The following is a 16187-nucleotide window of genomic DNA, read 5'->3' as shown; positions in this document are numbered from 1 at the left end:
GAGTGAAGTCATTATGACATCACGACTATTTGGTCACTCTCAGGCACGGATGTCGCCCCTCATTCAGCAACAGGTGAGCCCCATGAATTTCCTGCGTCAGTCCAAGTTTTCGACCAAGCTTCTTTCGGCATTCATTTTCTGTGCTCTGATCACACTGGCCGTTGGTGGCCTGGGCATGGTCGGGGTTACCCGCTTGGGCAACGCGCTTGAGCTTACTTTTTCCAACAACCTTGTTTCTGTCAGCAACACCAATGAAACGCTGACCAGCCTCACCGCACACAACCGTGGACTGTACCGTTTGCTGGATGCGCAGGATGGCGGTGTCCCTGAAGCCGACAGGGAACGTGTTCGTCAGGCGTTGAGCGAAGATCTGGCTCGCGCGCAGAAAGTGTTTGCGACTTACCGTGCCACGCCTCTGGAAGATGACGAGCGTGCCGCCGGTGACCAGTTTGAGCTGATGATGCCCGGCTACGTTGCCGGAGCCCAGCAGGTCGTCGACCTGATAAGGGCCGGTGATAACGACGCTGCCCGCACCCGACTGAACACACTGTCCTCGGAAGGCTTTACCAAGGTGCGTAGCTATTTGCGTACCATGATTGATTCCAACAACCGTCAGATCAAAGAGGGTGCTGCGGCCGCTGCCAGTCTGCGGAACTCTTCGGTGATGATGCTGGAAATCGGCGTGGCCATCGCCTTCCTGGTAGCAATCATGCTTGGACTGTTGATCACCCGCATGATTACCCGGCCGTTGGCGGTCGCGGTGGCAAGTGCTCAGCGCATTGCCGGTGGCGACCTGACCCAGCCGATTGTTTCTGACCGTGGTGATGAGGCCGGGCAACTGCTGGACGCGCTGTCCGACATGCAGACCGGTCTGAAAAATACCATTCAACAAATTGCCAGTGCTTCGGACCAGTTAGCCTCTGCTGCCGAAGAATTGAGTGCGGTTACCGATGAAAGCACCCGCGGACTGACTCGCCAGAACGACGAAATCCAGCAGGCTGCGACTGCTGTGAATCAGATGACTGCTGCGGTTGAAGAAGTGGCGCGTAATGCCGTGTCGACGTCCGAAGCGTCGAAGGCTGCAACCGATGATGCAGTCGATGGTCGTGGTCAGGTGGATCACACGGTCAAGGGCATCACCACCATGGTGCACGAGATTACCGAGTCCACTGGCGCTGTATCAGAACTGGCCGGGCACGTGCGGGAAATCAGCAAGGTGCTGGATGTTATTCGCAGTATTGCCGAACAGACCAACCTGCTGGCCTTGAATGCCGCCATCGAAGCCGCGCGTGCCGGCGAACAGGGTCGTGGTTTTGCGGTGGTGGCTGATGAGGTTCGTGCCCTGGCGCACCGTACCCAGGCCTCGACAGTGGAAATCGAAGGCATGATCAGCACCGTGCAGTCCGGGGCCGATGGCGCTGTTGCGGCGATGGGCAAGAGCCTGTCACTGGCCACCGATACTCAGGAGCTGGCGCTGCGTGCCGGTGCCGCGCTGGAAAAAATCACCCTGGGTGTGGCGACCATCAACGAGCGCAACCTGGTCATTGCCTCCGCTTCCGAAGAGCAGGCCCAGGTCGCCCGCGAGGTGGACCGCAACCTGATCAACATTCAGGACCTTTCGACCCAGAGCGCCGCAGGTGCCAACCAGACCAGCGCTTCGAGCCAGGAACTGTCGCGACTGGCCACCTCGTTCAATTCGCTGGTCGCCAACTTCAAGCTTTGAGTTGTTTCAACACGGTACTGTCTGGCGCACGTCTTTGCCTTTTCGGTGGCTAAATTCCGCACTGGCATGAAAAAGGCGTTGCGCCCGACCGGGTCATTTCGCGCATCATAGGCGGACTCAGCCCGAGAGAGACTTTTCATGCCTGTCATTTTCAACACCCTGCGCCTGTCGCTCCCGAGAGTATGGTTATCATTTATGGCGCTGCTGTGCTCTGGAATCTTTTCCAGTGCTGCGCTGGCCAGCGATGAAACGCAACTGGTCGAATCCATCAACGCCTATCGCGGTCAGGCACAACGCTGTGGCGAGCAGGTATCCATGGAACTGCCGCCACTGACCAGCGATGCACGTCTGGTGCTGCCCGCCAGTGGCAATCTGGATCTGCAACAGGCGCTGACGCGTGCCTCCTATCCAATGGTTACCGTGCAAGCGATCAGTCTGTCCGGCCCCAATGACGCTGACTCGGCACTTAAAGCGGTGCTGGAGAGTTTTTGCCGGGTAGTGCTGGACCCGCAATTCGTCGACATCGGGGTTAGCCGGCAAGGGCGAGACTGGCGCATTGTCCTGGCACGCTCGCTGGTGGCTTCGCGTCTTGGCGATTGGCAGGCAGAAGGGCAAAAGATTCTGGAAATGGTCAATAACGCCCGTACCCAGGCGCGACAGTGCGGTACGCAATCCTTCGCTGCTACCACGCCACTGGTCTGGAACCTCGTTCTGGGCACTGCCGCACAACGTCATTCGCAGGCAATGGCCAATCAGAACTTCTTTGACCACAAGGATCGCGACGGCCGCACGCCTGGGGATCGGGCCGAGCTTGCTGGCTATATAGGCCAGCAGGTCGGTGAGAACATTGCCGCAGGCCAGGACAGTGCGCGCAAGGTAGTGGACGGCTGGCTGTTGAGCCCGGGCCACTGCGCCAACCTGATGAGCCCTGATTTCCGCGAGCTGGGAGCAGCCTACGCGATGGACCCGAAAAGTGACGCAGGGATTTACTGGACGGCTATGTTCGGCACGCAGCAGTAGCGCCTGCCGCGCCTTGAACCGATGCGTTAAAAGCGGAATGCCTGACGGCCGATGAGCAGCCATTGGCCATTCTGCTTTTGCCAGATCTGGAAGTTCTCGATTTCGGTCGGCACAACCTTGCCGCTGTTCACTGCCTGTGCCGAGAAATGATTGCGCACCAGAGCGGTGTCGCCGGAAAGGATGATTTTCTGATTGAGCATCTTCAGGTCGTTAAAGGCGCTCTTGCCGGTTTCGATGTCTGCGATGAACGCTTTCTTGTCCTGAATGTTGCCGCTGGAGTGTCCATACGTGAGGTTGTCGGCGGTCAGCGCATTGAGTTGCTTTATGTCCTTGTGCCACATGGCTTGCGTGAGCTTGTCTACCGCCTCGGCAACATCAGTCTCGTCTGAAGTTGCCGCTGCGGCGTAACCGGTAAACAGGCACAGAAACGCCATTAGCAGTGTCAGCTTTTTCATGTTCATCCCTTTTCTTGTCATTATTGAATGTGAGCGAAGCCCGCGCAGATGACTAATTCATCTGTCGTCGTACAACTTAGATCAGGGCAGGCCATTCGACAAGGGGAGATGCCGGGAAGCGCGCTTCCCGGCGATAGCGCTTAAACGCGGAACTGTTTGGTGAGACGGTTCAGGCCTGACGCCAGCGTCGACAACTCGGCAGTGGCGATGGCGGTCTGATTGGAACCCTCGGAGGTCTGACTGGACAGGTCACGAATGCTGACCAGGCTCCTGTCGACCTCACGAGCGACCTGGGCCTGCTCTTCGGCAGCGGTAGCGATCATCAGATTGCGTTCGTTGATCTGGCTGATGGATTCGGTAATTTCGAGCAGCGCCTTGCCGGCACCATTGGCCATCTCCAGAGTCTTGTGTGCCTGAACGCTGGTCTGCTCCATGGATGTAACAGCGTTACCGGTGCCGGTCTGGATCGAGCCGACCATCTGTTCGATTTCGCGGGTCGATTGCTGGGTACGGTGCGCCAATGCCCGTACCTCGTCCGCGACCACGGCAAAACCTCGCCCGGCTTCGCCTGCACGGGCTGCCTCAATCGCAGCGTTGAGTGCCAGCAGGTTGGTTTGTTCGGCGATGGCGCGGATCACATCCAGCACCTTGCTGATGTCCGTTGCCATGACCGCCAGGCCCTGCACCTCGGTTGAGGTGATCTGCACTTTGGAGACCATCAGGTTGATCGCCGTGACCGTCTCATCGACCTGCGCACGTCCGGCCATGGCTGCGGTGCTCGATTGAGACGTCACCTCCGATGCCGATGCGGCGTTGCTGGCGACTTCCTCTACCGCCGCGCTCATCTGGTTGACGGCCGTAGCTGCCATCTCGATCTCGTTGCTCTGGCGCTGAATGGTGCGCGACGCATCTTCGGTGACAGCGTGCATTTCTTCGGAAGTGGCGGCCAGTTGGGTGGAAGAGTCGCCGATCAGGGTCAGGGCACTGCGCAGGTTGGATTGCATCAACGCCAGTGCGGCGATCAGTCTGGCCGCTTCATCACTGCCGTCTTGCGGAATGTCTTTGCTCAGGTCATTGGCCGCGATGCGTTGCGCAATGTTCAGCGACTCACCGATTGGCTGGGTCAGGCTGCGGGTATACATCCAGGCCAGCAGAAGGGTAGCAATCACGCCGACCGCGATGAAAATACTCACCATCCACAAGGTTTGCTGATAAGCAGATTCGGCTTGATCACCCGCTTTTTGCGCTTTGCTGTCGTTGATGCCGATGAGTTTTTTCTGCGTGTTTTCGACCTGATCCGCCGCACTTTTCATGTCGCCATTGGAAATGGCAACTGCCCCTTCCAGATCGCCCGCTGCAACAGCGGCCAGGTAGCGATCCTGGGCTTTTTGATAGTCGACATTGGCTTTGACCAGCTCGTCGAACGTCTGACGCCCTTGAGGGGTAACGATCAGTTTGCTGAGGGAGTCCGAAAGACTGGCGATCAATGAGCGGGATTGTTGAATGTCGCTAAGTGCCTTGGTCCTGCGATCCTGCGGCTCAAGGGGGTTACGAAGTCGGGCATTGTTGCCCCTGATGCTCACAAACTCCCTGTCCAGGGAACCGAGCAGTTTTACGCTGGGCAGCACGTTGGTTTCGATGAATTTTTCTGCAGTGTTGAGAAGTGCTGCCTGACGCAGGGCCAGCAGGCCCAGTGCAACGATCATCAGGCAGAAAATACCGAAACATAAAGCCGAACGCGGTGCAAGATTGAGTTTTCGCAGGATCATTATTACTTCTCCGAAGTGGGCAATAGGCTATCGCCTGCCTTCGGGATTTCTTTACGTGCGGCACGAATCTGGAATCAAGGTCTGGATCAGGTTATCCGGATAAATCGTAAGCAAACATGTCGTGCACCGGCGGTTTTACATTTTAAACAGCATTTAAAAAGGCTGCCTGCCGCAGCCCGGTGAATCAGCGCTTTTCCATGCCCAGCATGAAGGTATCGACTGCTCGTTTGACCATGCTCTGAATCTGCTCGACGCTCAAGCGTGCGGGTGCTTGCTGATAAAGGCGAATGTCGGTTTCCGCGGTCAGCAGCGAGGTGAGTTGCAGCGCTGCGATATGCGGGTCAGTGGTACGTAGCTGGCCACGTTGCATGGCCGCATTCATCAGCGTCGTCACTGTCTGCAGGAACTCCCTGGGGCCTGAGTCATAGAACATAGTACCGATGTCGGAGTGCCCGGATTCAGCTACTACCATGCGGTACACCGCCAACGCGCTGTCATCATTGATGAGTACCATGAGCATTCGCTCGCCGAAGCGCGTGAACAACGTTCGCAGGTCTAATTCTGTATCGGGGTCCTTGTCGACAGAGATCGCCAGTTCTGAAACGGCCTCGGCAAGATGAGCGGTTGCAACCCTGTTGACCACGGCGATGAACAGTTCCTCCTTGGAGGGGAAGTAACTGTAGATCGTTGCTTTGGAGCCGCCCATCCGTTTGGTGACTTCATTCATCGACGCACGTTCGTAGCCCATTTCAAGGAAGACGCTTGCTGCGGCATCGATGATGGCTTCGCGGCGTGCTTCAGTACGCACCTTCATTTATATCCTCAATCCCTTAGTGAACCGGGTAGTACAGTAAATGCAAAATTCTCTAGACTGGAACTGAACCGTTCGGTACGATTTCAGCCGGTTCCAAGGAGCTTACTGGAAAAGGCAGCGCAGATAAATGCCGACGGATCGAGGCGCTCTATATTTTGCAAATCCGATGGCTGGACCCAGCCATCCATTGCCCGAATTGATTCAACGATGGAGTGAACAGGTCCATGAACGTCATCGATTTCAAGAAACCCGTCAAACGCTCTTTTCGTGGTAATGCAGCAGTGGCGCCTCAGCTTGAGAAAGTGCTGACCGTCATTTTGAAGACCGACGTTCCTGTGCTTATGGGCATATGCAGCGATGGACTGCGTAGCAACAGCAGGATTCTGGGCGGTGAGTTCCATGCCGAATATTTCAGTGGCTCGGTGCTGGCTGGCGGTAGCTGTATGCAGGTTGAATTGTCATCCGAGCTTGCCTTTGTGGACACTTGTTTCACCCTGGTCACGCAATTGGGTGAATTGATCAGCGTTGAAAGCCGGGGTGTCCTGCTCATGGACGAAGTGGGTCAGCAGGAGCTGCAGAATGGGGTCTGGCCGATCAGTGACGGCCATTACCAATGCACGTGCACGCCGCGCTTCAAGGTTTCCCTTGGGCCCAATGAATGGCTGGAAAAGAGCGCCTTCATTGGCAAGACCGAATACATTCAAGGCAATGAAACGCTGATCAGTTTTTACCGGATGAAGTCCTGATTCATCCCTTTGGTTGGGCGTGGGGCAGGCCTTTTCAGGCCTGCCCCGTTGCAACTGGTTAAAAGGTGACGCTGGCGCTCAGGCGCGCGGTGCGCGGCTCGCCAACGTTGACCTGCAACTGGCTGCCGGTACTGGACGGGTAGTACTGCTTGTCGAACAGGTTATCGACGTTCAATTGCAGGCGCGTCTTGTAGCCGGCCATCGGCACGTCCCAGCGTAGAAACGCATCGGCTACGGTGTAGCTGCTCATATAGAAGGTATTGGCATCATCGCCAGCGCGCTCGCCGACGTAACGTGCGCCGCCGCCCGCATGCCAGTCGCCCAGACCGGACGGGATCTGCAGGTGGTGGGTGAGGTACAGGCTGGCAGTGTGCTTTGGCGCCTGACTCAAACGATTGCCCTTGTTGCTTGGGTCATCGAGCACTTCGGTATGGGTGTAGGCGTAGGTGCCGATCATGTCCCAGCGCTCGGCTATGCGCCCGGTCACATCCAGCTCCACACCTTGTGAGCCGACCTTGCCAGCTGCTTCGCTGACGCCGGTCACGCCAGTGGGGGTGACGACGTTTTTCTTCTCGATGTCGAACACCGCGAGGTTGAGGTTAAGCGCCGGTGCCAGTGCATATTTGGCACCGACTTCGTAACTACGGCCTTCTTCCGGGTCGAAGGTCGTGCCGTCATCGTTCACATCGTCGTTGGGCACGAACGAACGGCTGTAGTTGCCGTACAGCGAGAGGTCTTCATTGACCTTGAATACCAGACCGGCCATTGGCAGAAATACATCGTCATTCTTGTCCAGATTGGTGACTCGGCTAGCACCAAGGCCTTGTTTGATGTACTGGTCATAATGCTGATAGCGACCACCCAGGACCAGGATCCAGCGGTCGTTCAGGTGCCAGTTATCCTTGAGGTACAGGGAAGATGAGGTCAGTTGATTGCTCAGGTTGCTGTTCGCCGCGCTGACCACACTGGGCTCGGCCAGGCTGCCATACACCGGCGAAAAGATATTGAAGCCGTTTTGAGCCGTGTTGCGGTAGGTCTTGCCGCGATACTTGTCGGAGTCTTCCTGCTCGGCACCGATCAACAGATCATGTTGCTGGCCAAGAATCTCTTGCTTGCCGATGAAGTCCCAGCTGGCATAACGCGTTTCATAATCATAGTGGCCGCCATTGGCCTGACGACGCAGCACACCGCTGCTGGACAATGTGCTTGGCTGGGCTATCGAGAGGCTGTAGCGGTCGTTGTTCCAGCCGTAGGTCAGACGGGTTTTCCAGTCATCACTAAGCTGATACTCGAAGCGCGCGGTTGCGGTTTCGCTGATGCCCACGGTATTTGACCATTTTTCGTCGAGCCGCTTGTCATAGCTGATATCGGCCGGATGACCACCCGTGAACACCGTGCCGCGGTCGAACGGGCTGATGTAATCGTTGTATTCGTAGGCAAGCGTCAGGCTGGCGCGCTCTCCGGTCCAGGACAAAGAGGGCGCGATCAGGGTGTGCTGGTCGACGCCATAGTTACGCCAATAGTCCTCGCTCTGGCGTTCCGCCACCAGTCGGTAGGCCAGCCCGGAATCGCCCAGCGGGCCGGTGGTGTCGATGCCGAAACTGCCACCGCCTTCACTGTAGGTCGAGCCACTGAGCGTGGTGCTTTGCACATATTGCGGTTGTTTGCTGATCACGTTGATCACGCCACCCGGCTCCATCGCGCCGTACAGCAGCGATGCCGGGCCTTTGAGTACTTCAACGCGTTCGGTGGTGGCGCCGAAGTTTTTCGATACCACCGAGCGTACGCCATCGCGCAGGACCGAGCCGTCGTCGTTGGTACCGAAGCCACGCTTGATCACCGAGTCCTTGGTGTTGCCCAGCGTGTTGCCCTGGCTGACGCCGCTGACAAACTTCATCGCATCGTCCAGCGAGCGCACGTTGTAGTCGGCGATGGTCTGCGGTGTTACCACATTGACCGACTGTGCCTCCTCCTTGAGCGGCACATCACTCTTGCTCGCGGTGCTGGTGCTTTCTGCGCTGTAGCCTTCCCGGCCTTCGGTAGCGGCGGCGGATACCTGTGTGGCAGGCAAGGTTGCGGTTTCAGCAGCATGCACTGCGCCGCTGGCGCACATCGCCAGTGAAAGTGCGGACAGCAAAAAAGAGCCGGGACGGCGAGGACATTGGGAGGAGGTGCTCAAGGGAAATGCTCAGCAAGGACGTTAATAGCAATAATTGTAATTTGATACTGATTCTCATGTAAATAAATGATTGAGCCCGTTGCTCTGCAAACAGGGGCCTCTCAGGTCATTAATGAGTATCGACGTTGGCGTCAATCCGCTTGCCCATGCTGATGATGGGCTCGGGGGTGTACCCCAGTGTTTGATAAAAGGCCTGCACACTTTCGTTGAACGTATGAATCTGCAGGTTGATCTTGACGCAGCCAAGGTCCGCAAGAGCCTGTTCTGCGTGCCTGACCAGTGCTGTTCCCAGTCCTTTGCCGCGCTGGTGCGGGGCAACCGCAACCGAATACAGCCAGCCGCGATGGCCGTCGTAACCGGCAAGAATGGTCCCGGTCACGCGGCCGTCCATGACTGCGACGAAAAACAACCGGTCCCCGACAGCCAGTTTCTTGTCGATCGACAACTCCGGGCGGTTATGCGGCATGGGGTCATTGAAGACTGTCTTCCACAGCTCGATGACGGCAAGGCGGTGATGCGGATCTGAATACTCGACAATGCAGTTCATTGCGCGGTCCCTGAGTGATGAGCCCAGAGACTACTGCGTCGTGTCCGGCCATGTCTAACCCGCGTTCTTTGCCGGCTGGTCCTGTGTCGTCACCCTGGGCAGTGATGTGGGTGTATCGAGCAACGTACGGATGGCCCTACTATCGGCGGGCTGGCCGATCTGCATGCTGTTGTTGTGCGTACCGCCAGGCACCAGTATCAGTTTCTTGGGTTCCTGCGCCGCTTCGAACAGCTGCTCGCTGAAGCGTGCCGGTACGTAGCGATCCTCGGTGCCGTGCACGATCAGCACCGGCATGTGGATGTCTGCAATCTTGTCCAGAGAGTCGAACTTCTGCGACAGCAGCCAGCGCACAGGCAGCGAGGTATTGGCCAGTGCGGTGGCCACATCGGCCAGGTTGGTGAAGGTAGATTCTATTATCAGCCCGCGGGCCTGAATCGGTGTGTTGTCCTTTTCTGCGTCATTGCCCAGTTCGGCGGCCAGATCCACCGCAACTGCGCCGCCCAGCGAGTGCCCATAGATCAGCCTGCGCTGCGGATCGGGCTGCAGTTGTTTCAGGCGTGCCCAGGCAATGCGTGCATCTTCGTACACCGACTTCTCGGACGGCAACTGGCCCATGCTCTGCCCGAAGCCTCGATAATCGATTGCCAGTATCGAGTAGCCCTGCGCCTTGAGTTGCTGGATACGGAACAGCTGGCCGGTCAGGTTCCATCTTGAGCCATGCAGGTACAGCACGGCCGGTGCGTTCTTGTCCGATGCGGGCCACCACCAGGCGTGGATATTCTGCGATGGTCCAAATGACGGTGCGCTGAGTTCGATCTCCTGCACATCGGCGGGCAGACCGCTGTACCAGCTTGCGGTGCCGGGCTCGATGCGAAACACCAGCTCGCGCTCCTTGTGCTCAAGCACTGCACAGCCGACCGGGAGGCCGATAATGATGGCTAACATGCAGACCCATTTGATCGGACGAGCCTTGAAGCGAGCCAGGGGCGAAATCGGCATAAGACGCATGTTCCAGTCAACAAAGTGAAATAAATGCCGGTTCTGCGTCAGGGTTGCAAGACGAGTCGCCAAACATGGGTTACAGGATATTGCACAGAGGGGGGGCGGGTACGTTTTCAAACTGAGCAATCGCGATGTACACGCAAAACCCTACGCTTCAATACGTTGCGCCAGAAGGTCCGAATGCAGTGTCAACAAAGACGCTCATTAGCACAATTCGTTATTGAGGTGCCTTTTTCGATAGCCGGGGATTATGCTGTGATGGAGCGGGCGCTGTATTTTTGTCACCTGTCGTCGCCCGAGTCGCTGATCAGCTTGACGTTTACTCGCGCTTTCTTCAATTTCTTCAAGAGGTTACCGCCCATGTTCCATCACCGTCCCCTGGAAGAAAAAGACATCCCCACGATTTGCGAACTGCCGCAGAATGCCGACGAACTGTTCTACATGTTCCCCAGAGCCACTTACCCGCTGACCGCCGAGCAACTCAGCGCAGCGCTGGAGACCCGTCACGACTCGACCGTCATCGAGATGGATGGCGAAGTTGTCGGGTTTGCCAATTTCTCTCAATGCGAATTTCGCGGCCGCTGTTCGCTGGGTAACGTGATCATCGCTCCGAAGGCCCGCTCCAAAGGGGTAGGGCGCTACATGATCACCAGCATGATGGGGATCGCCTTTGACAAGCACGAAGCGACTGAGCTGATTGCATCCTGCTACAACCACAACGTCCCCGGATTGCTGTTTTACCCGCGGATGGGGTTTCGCCCTTACGCCATCGAAGAGAAACGCGATAAACAAGGCGCACGAGTGGCGCTGATCCATCTGCGCCTGTCTGGCTCGGAACAGTAAGTTTTTCATGCGGCGGCACGCCCGGCCATTGTTGCATCGGCCCGGGCGTGCCTTTTATCTTTAACCCGTTTTTCAATTGACTCGATAACAGTGTCTGGTTAATTTTTCAGATAACTCCGCCCCGGCCGTCGACCGTTCGTCAGTATTTATGCTGTTTTCTGGTGTCACGTTTGTGCGCGGTGATTCATGTCAGGCGGTAGTACGCTGGAAATCATTACGGTGAATCGTTTTTTCTGCTGATTCTTCAATAAGGAACGGCGTTAAAAGGGGTTGGGTTATTCGGTTGTGGAAGTTGCTATAAGGTGCGCGTGAGGTGTATAACTCGTCTAAGCATAACGCGAGTGACGACAGATAATTGGCGGGCTGGTCTGGGCCGTTTTTAAAAGGGTCATCAACAATAAAAATTGTCAAAATTTGTCATGGTCGGGACATGCTTACACCCATAAGGAGATAAAGAGATGATTACGAGTGGACTGTCTGAGTTAGAACTCAGGAGTATCGTTGAACGTGCATTTCTGCCGTTGCGTTGCACCTGCACCATTGCCAACGATCAGATGACGGTGCAAATAAGCGATCCAGTGTCCGGGCGCACCCATCGCCAGACGAGCCTCCCGCTCAGCCGCATCAAGACCGTCCGGGATATCTCTGCGCTGGTAGCCGGGTTGCGTGAAGAGCCGGCAAAAGCCAGGGCGTCACAAGCGCATTACAGCGCTGCCTGATACTGCTTCATCCCCCTGATGCCTTGGCATCACGCAGCAAGGCCTCGATCAGTGTTGATCGGGGCCTTGTCGTTTGTGCGGTTGTGGGTTTTAGTTTTTCCGGGCAAAACTCGCCGTTCCGTCGCTCGTCAATTTAACAGCGCCGGAGTCATGCTGTTTCAGGGCCGGGCGATAAAAAAATAAGAGAAATTCATGAAACTTTTTAACAATCTTGGACTGTACGCCCGCCAAGGGTTTAAAAAGCACAAGCGCCGTGAAATCATCAGCTTACAGCGCAACCCTGAACTGTTTGCGCAACGCTTTGCCTATTTGACACTTTTGCGTTTCTTTGCAAATATTCGATTGCCTCCTGAATGCGTAACGCATTGTCACGCTTTTCCACTTGATAAAAACGCCGCCTTTAAAAACGGGCGGTAGCATTGGGCAGTTTTATTGCCCACTCCGTTACTGCAAGATCCCGCCTGTTTTACGTGTTGTAACTTTCTGTAAAAAACACTGTTTCATGACGACTCATCACTTCGGTGAATGAGCCTTTGTCGGTGTTCGGTTGTATGTGTTTCGCCTCGAATCGTGCAGGGACGCTGGTTCGCCTGATCAGCCAGGCACTCGATCATCCAGAACTTCTGTGCTGCACCAACGTATGAAATGACGATGGAGCATCATCATGTTTGATAACGGTATGGAAACAACCTGCGGCTGCGTCGTCGGAGGGGCTGGGCTCGCCGGCATGGGGTTTTTGTTCAATGCCCTGAAGACCGGCGCAATGCCTGGAATTGCCGCGAAAGGATTGATCGTCATTGATGCAGGCGACCGGCCCGGAGCAGGCGTGCTGGGAGAGTATCGGATTACCGCCAATTCTGTGGGCGATGTATTCATCGATTGCCTGCGCGATCCGGCGTTGCGTGAGGTATTCGAGCCGTTGGAAAACTCGGCAGCGTATTGGCGTATCAACGCGCAGGCGCAAAGCGCGCCGCAGCTGTCTGATGCCGGTCTGCTCATGGCCGAGGCCGCCAGGCTGGTACTCGACCACATCGTGCAGCGCTACGGAGTAAAAGTCTGGTCCGGTACGACCATTGAAGAGGTGGTGAGCGAAGGCGACACATTCTACCTGTACGTTGACGGTCCGCACGGCAAAAGACGTGTGCGCTGCCGGGCGCTGGTACTCAATCTGGGTGGACGTCAGGACCCTCAACACCTGATTGACGCTCTCTCCGGGCAGGGGCTGGCGTTGCCGGGCAATGTGAATATTCAAAGCGCCGACAGGTTGCTGCGTATGAATGCGGTGCAATTACGCGAAGTGTTCGGTCCCGCGCTGGCCGGTAAAGGGCGAATCACGATTGTGGGTGGGTCACACAGTGCCTTTTCAATGCTGGAAAATCTGGCAGATGCACTGGAGTTCGCGGGTTTGCAGGAACTGACGCTTATTCATCGAAGCCGCATCAGGCTGTTTTACGAAAGTGTCGAACAGGCACTGGCGGCTGGTTACCTTTTCGATACTCAACACGATGTGTGTCCGGTATCAGGTCGGGTCAACCGCTCCGGCGGCTTGCGCTATCGGGCGCAGGAGATTGGACGCGAGGCGCTGTGTAGCGGCCGTGTCGGCAAGACGGGCGTGCGCGTGCAGATGCTGCAGACGTTGGGTGGGCGACCTGATGACCACGAGCTGGCCCGGCTAGCGCTTGCCGGATCGGCGGTGGTTGTGCAGTGCTCTGGCTATCAACCCGTGCTGCCGACGCTAAGAGATGCCCAAGGCAACTTCATCCATCTGCGCGAGACAAAGGGCGGTCTTGAATCCGACGCTTGCGGCTGTCCGTTGGACCAGCAGGGGCGTCGACTGAAGGGCCTGTATCTTTTTGGTCTGGGGGCCGGGCTTGGCGTCGATCCGCATCTGGGCAGTGAGCCCGCCTTCAATGGACGTATTTACGGTGTCTGGCAGTTTCACCATGACGCAAGCCGAGCAGTGGTTGAGGCCGTCACCAGCAGGCTGTCCTGTCCCACTGCTGTTGCCGTGGTGCCCGGGCTGGACTTGTTCATGCAGGCAGCGCTTCACATACAGGCGGTTTAGGCAGCGATTACAGGGAAGGGTAAACAGCACCATAAAAAACGGCGTCCCAGGGACGCCGTACGGCTGTTTGCCAGTAAATGGCAAATCAACATTGAATAAGGGGGTGCTGCAGGAATTATTGTGGGTCCTGGTTTGGAGCCAGTTCTGCCTGGATACGTTTGTAGATTTCTTCACGATGCACTGAAACATTTTTTGGTGCATTGATGCCCAGGCGGACCTGAAGCCCTTGAACGCCAAGAATCGTGACAGTGATCTCGTCACCGATGTTTATGCTTTCGCCTACTTTGCGAGTGAGTATCAACATAATCTTTTCCTTGATGGCCTCTTGAAAACGCCTCTCTCAAGAGGCTGGCGTTTGCCTTTGCGTGGTGATTGTTGCCGAGTGCATCCAAATGCATCCGTCTTATGACGTCACATGGGTGAATTAAATTCCCTCGGTTCATTTTCTTGTCATCGAGATTTGCATCTGCGATACGACGAGCGCGCCAATTCTGCCCGTTTCGACGTGAAAATGCCCGTATTTACTGGCGTCATGTAAAAAGTATCGTGAACCGCTGCACGCTTTGAGGTCGTCATCGTCTCACTCGACGAGGCGGGATAAGCCCATCTCGGCATGAGTGTAAGCGTAGGCATGACTTTGCGAGATTGCTCGGACTTTCTGAAAATTCAGTTGAAAGTGTTGAGCGGGGATGTAGGAAAGGGCTGCCGGGTTACTGTTGCTTCTACGCTCCGGCGCGTTAACCCTGTCAGAGACACTGGGTGCCAGATTCGGAATGCGCGCTGCGGCGCAGAGATGCGATGTACAGCAAGGCGTTGGCCTTCGCGGGTTTCATAGCCCGCAAAGGCCCTGCCTGTAATGGGCTTAGAGCGCCATCGACAGCAACATGATGAAGATCAGGCCGACCACCGACAGGATGGTTTCCATCACCGTCCAGGTCTTGAAGGTTTCGGCAACCGTCATGTTGAAGTACTGCTTCACCAGCCAGAAACCGGCATCATTGACGTGCGAGAGGATCAACGAACCGGCACCGGTTGCCAGCACCAGCAGCTCGCGGTTGACGCCGGGAATCAGGCCGACTACGGGTGCCACGATACCTGCACCGGTGATGGTTGCCACGGTAGCCGAACCGGTTGCAATACGGATGACGGCAGCCACCAGCCAGGCCAGCATGATCGGGTTGATCTGAGCCTGCACAGCCATGTGTCCGATCACGTCGCCCACGCCGCTGGCGACCAGCATTTGCTTGAAGCCACCGCCTGCACCCACGATCAGAACGATTGCGGCAACCGGTGCCAGGCTCTGGTCCAGCAGTTTCATGATTTTTGTACGGTCAAAGCCACGCGCTGCACCAAAGGTGTAGAACGCCAGCAAAAGCGCTGCGAGGAGGGCGCTGATCGGGTGACCAATCAGGTCCATCCAGATGCGGAACATGTTGTTTTCCGGCAACACCACATCGGCAAAGGTCTTGAGCAGCATCAGGAAGACCGGCAGCAGGATGGTCACCAGCGTAATGCCGAAGCCTGGCAGGTTTTCAGTGCTGGACTCTTTGGCAATCTGGTCCATCAGTTCCTTTGAAGGAGTGCCAGGGATGCTTTTGGAAATCCAGTTGCCGAAGATCGGGCCAGCGATGATGGCCGTCGGCAGTGCAACGATCAGTCCGTAAAAAATGGTTTTGCCAATGTCGGCACCGAAAATGCCGATGGCCAGCAACGGACCCGGATGTGGCGGAACCAGACCGTGCACGGCTGACAGACCTGCCAGCAGCGGGATACCGATCTTGACGATGGATACGCCGGTACGACGGGCAACAATGAACACCAGCGGGATCAGCAACACAAAGCCGATCTCGAAGAACAGCGGGATGCCTACCAGAAAGGCCGAGAACATCATTGCCCAGTGCACTTTCTGCTTGCCGAAGGTACGTATCAAGGTTTGCGCAATCTGGTCTGCGCCGCCCGAGTCGGCCATCAGCTTGCCGAGCATGGTACCCAGACCGAGAATAATACCGACGAAGCCCAGCACGCCACCGAAGCCGTCCTGGAAGGATTTCATGACTTTTTCAACCGGCATTCCCGAGGTCAGGCCAAGAAAGCCTGCCGCCAGGGTCAGCGCGACGAAAGGGTGCACTTTGAAGGTGGTGATCAGCAGCACCAGGCCGACGATGGTCACCAACGCATCGACGAGCAGGAACGTCTCATGGGTCATACCGAACATGGGTGTTTCTCCGGTTTATTGTTTTAAGGAGCTGTTAACAGCGCCGACGTTTATCGTGTGTACGCAAGACAGCGCTGTCTTTTGCGCTCA

The 16187-nt window shown here is 56.4% G+C and carries 15 protein-coding genes and 1 pseudogene; 8 read left to right on the top strand and 8 right to left on the bottom strand.

Annotated elements, in window-relative coordinates; translation table 11 throughout:
* Nucleotides 1-13: 13 nt before the first annotated feature.
* The 3 genes and pseudogenes from AO068_RS29745 to AO068_RS18405 form a co-directional block, all read left to right on the top strand.
* Nucleotides 14-865, top strand: a pseudogene (locus tag AO068_RS29745) (MCP four helix bundle domain-containing protein); the annotation flags it as partial.
* Complete coding sequence (locus AO068_RS29740; RefSeq protein ID WP_404944481.1) at nucleotides 860-1723, top strand: methyl-accepting chemotaxis protein; 864 nt, start codon at nucleotides 860-862, stop codon at nucleotides 1721-1723. The pseudogene AO068_RS29745 and the gene AO068_RS29740, both read left to right, overlap by 6 nt.
* A 138-nt stretch (nucleotides 1724-1861) precedes the next feature.
* Entirely contained in the window at nucleotides 1862-2743 is an 882-nt protein-coding gene (locus AO068_RS18405; protein WP_058400956.1) for a CAP domain-containing protein, read from the top strand.
* 26 nt (nucleotides 2744-2769) lie between these two features.
* On the opposite strand, the gene AO068_RS18400 is transcribed toward AO068_RS18405, so the two are convergent.
* From AO068_RS18400 to AO068_RS18390, 3 genes are all read right to left on the bottom strand, one after another.
* A complete protein-coding gene (locus AO068_RS18400; protein ID WP_058400981.1) occupies nucleotides 2770-3198 on the bottom strand; it encodes a nuclear transport factor 2 family protein in 429 nt (142 codons plus the stop codon).
* Nucleotides 3199-3338: 140 nt separating this feature from the next.
* Entirely contained in the window at nucleotides 3339-4967 is a 1629-nt protein-coding gene (locus AO068_RS18395; RefSeq protein WP_058400957.1) for a methyl-accepting chemotaxis protein, read from the bottom strand.
* Nucleotides 4968-5151: 184 nt separating this feature from the next.
* Nucleotides 5152-5781, bottom strand: a complete 630-nt coding sequence (locus AO068_RS18390) for a TetR/AcrR family transcriptional regulator (RefSeq protein ID WP_058400958.1) — start codon at nucleotides 5779-5781, stop codon at nucleotides 5152-5154.
* Nucleotides 5782-6005: 224 nt separating this feature from the next.
* Here AO068_RS18390 and AO068_RS18385 point away from each other — a divergent pair, with 224 nt between their 5' ends.
* Nucleotides 6006-6527, top strand: coding sequence for a DUF3237 domain-containing protein (locus tag AO068_RS18385; RefSeq protein ID WP_058409079.1), 522 nt, complete (start codon nucleotides 6006-6008; stop codon nucleotides 6525-6527).
* Nucleotides 6528-6585: 58 nt separating this feature from the next.
* On the opposite strand, the gene AO068_RS18380 is transcribed toward AO068_RS18385, so the two are convergent.
* The 3 genes from AO068_RS18380 to AO068_RS18370 all read right to left on the bottom strand — a co-directional run bounded on the left by AO068_RS18380 (nucleotide 6586) and on the right by AO068_RS18370 (nucleotide 10252).
* The gene (locus AO068_RS18380; RefSeq protein ID WP_080395056.1) at nucleotides 6586-8706 is read right to left on the bottom strand and encodes a TonB-dependent siderophore receptor; all 2121 of its coding nucleotides are present in this window, start codon (nucleotides 8704-8706) and stop codon (nucleotides 6586-6588) included.
* A 109-nt stretch (nucleotides 8707-8815) separates the two neighbouring features.
* Nucleotides 8816-9253: a GNAT family acetyltransferase gene (locus AO068_RS18375; protein WP_058409077.1), complete on the bottom strand. Its 438-nt coding sequence runs from the start codon at nucleotides 9251-9253 to the stop codon at nucleotides 8816-8818.
* Nucleotides 9254-9307: 54 nt separating this feature from the next.
* On the bottom strand, nucleotides 9308-10252 hold the full coding sequence (locus AO068_RS18370) for an alpha/beta hydrolase (protein WP_058409076.1): 945 nt from the start codon (nucleotides 10250-10252) through the stop codon (nucleotides 9308-9310).
* Nucleotides 10253-10615: 363 nt separating this feature from the next.
* Here AO068_RS18370 and AO068_RS18365 point away from each other — a divergent pair, with 363 nt between their 5' ends.
* From AO068_RS18365 to AO068_RS18355, 4 genes are all read left to right on the top strand, one after another.
* Entirely contained in the window at nucleotides 10616-11098 is a 483-nt protein-coding gene (locus tag AO068_RS18365) for a GNAT family N-acetyltransferase (protein ID WP_057403549.1), read from the top strand.
* A gap of 458 nt (nucleotides 11099-11556) precedes the next feature.
* Nucleotides 11557-11817, top strand: a complete 261-nt coding sequence (locus AO068_RS18360; RefSeq protein WP_058400963.1) for a DUF1652 domain-containing protein — start codon at nucleotides 11557-11559, stop codon at nucleotides 11815-11817.
* 192 nt (nucleotides 11818-12009) lie between these two features.
* Complete coding sequence (locus AO068_RS28370) at nucleotides 12010-12234, top strand: hypothetical protein (protein WP_144439789.1); 225 nt, start codon at nucleotides 12010-12012, stop codon at nucleotides 12232-12234.
* Nucleotides 12235-12481: 247 nt separating this feature from the next.
* Complete coding sequence (locus tag AO068_RS18355) at nucleotides 12482-13882, top strand: pyridine nucleotide-disulfide oxidoreductase (protein WP_058409075.1); 1401 nt, start codon at nucleotides 12482-12484, stop codon at nucleotides 13880-13882.
* A gap of 115 nt (nucleotides 13883-13997) precedes the next feature.
* On the opposite strand, the gene csrA is transcribed toward AO068_RS18355, so the two are convergent.
* Entirely contained in the window at nucleotides 13998-14186 is a 189-nt protein-coding gene (csrA, locus tag AO068_RS18350) for a carbon storage regulator CsrA (RefSeq protein ID WP_002554157.1), read from the bottom strand.
* Between the two features lie 558 nt (nucleotides 14187-14744).
* Nucleotides 14745-16097 carry a GntP family permease gene (locus AO068_RS18345; protein WP_055005401.1) on the bottom strand — a complete coding sequence of 451 codons (1353 nt, stop codon included), beginning with the start codon at nucleotides 16095-16097 and terminating at the stop codon, nucleotides 14745-14747.
* Between the last annotated feature and the right edge of the window lie 90 nt (nucleotides 16098-16187).

Origin of the sequence: Pseudomonas sp. ICMP 3272, assembly GCF_001466905.1 — a bacterium.
Classification (GTDB): Bacteria; Pseudomonadota; Gammaproteobacteria; order Pseudomonadales; family Pseudomonadaceae; genus Aquipseudomonas; species Aquipseudomonas amygdali.
The sequence above is the reverse complement of the archived record's forward strand: the minus strand, read 5'-3'. Positions and strand labels throughout refer to the sequence as shown.

Coding starts and splice junctions, on each gene's coding strand:
- AO068_RS29740 (WP_404944481.1), top strand. CDS start 860: ATGCAGACCGGTCTGAAAAATACCATTCAACAAATTGCCAGTGCTTCG.
- AO068_RS18405 (WP_058400956.1), top strand. CDS start 1,862: ATGCCTGTCATTTTCAACACCCTGCGCCTGTCGCTCCCGAGAGTATGG.
- AO068_RS18400 (WP_058400981.1), bottom strand. CDS start 3,198: ATGAAAAAGCTGACACTGCTAATGGCGTTTCTGTGCCTGTTTACCGGT.
- AO068_RS18395 (WP_058400957.1), bottom strand. CDS start 4,967: ATGATCCTGCGAAAACTCAATCTTGCACCGCGTTCGGCTTTATGTTTC.
- AO068_RS18390 (WP_058400958.1), bottom strand. CDS start 5,781: ATGAAGGTGCGTACTGAAGCACGCCGCGAAGCCATCATCGATGCCGCA.
- AO068_RS18385 (WP_058409079.1), top strand. CDS start 6,006: ATGAACGTCATCGATTTCAAGAAACCCGTCAAACGCTCTTTTCGTGGT.
- AO068_RS18375 (WP_058409077.1), bottom strand. CDS start 9,253: ATGAACTGCATTGTCGAGTATTCAGATCCGCATCACCGCCTTGCCGTC.
- AO068_RS18370 (WP_058409076.1), bottom strand. CDS start 10,252: ATGCCGATTTCGCCCCTGGCTCGCTTCAAGGCTCGTCCGATCAAATGG.
- AO068_RS18365 (WP_057403549.1), top strand. CDS start 10,616: ATGTTCCATCACCGTCCCCTGGAAGAAAAAGACATCCCCACGATTTGC.
- AO068_RS18360 (WP_058400963.1), top strand. CDS start 11,557: ATGATTACGAGTGGACTGTCTGAGTTAGAACTCAGGAGTATCGTTGAA.
- AO068_RS28370 (WP_144439789.1), top strand. CDS start 12,010: ATGAAACTTTTTAACAATCTTGGACTGTACGCCCGCCAAGGGTTTAAA.
- AO068_RS18355 (WP_058409075.1), top strand. CDS start 12,482: ATGTTTGATAACGGTATGGAAACAACCTGCGGCTGCGTCGTCGGAGGG.
- csrA (WP_002554157.1), bottom strand. CDS start 14,186: ATGTTGATACTCACTCGCAAAGTAGGCGAAAGCATAAACATCGGTGAC.
- AO068_RS18345 (WP_055005401.1), bottom strand. CDS start 16,097: ATGTTCGGTATGACCCATGAGACGTTCCTGCTCGTCGATGCGTTGGTG.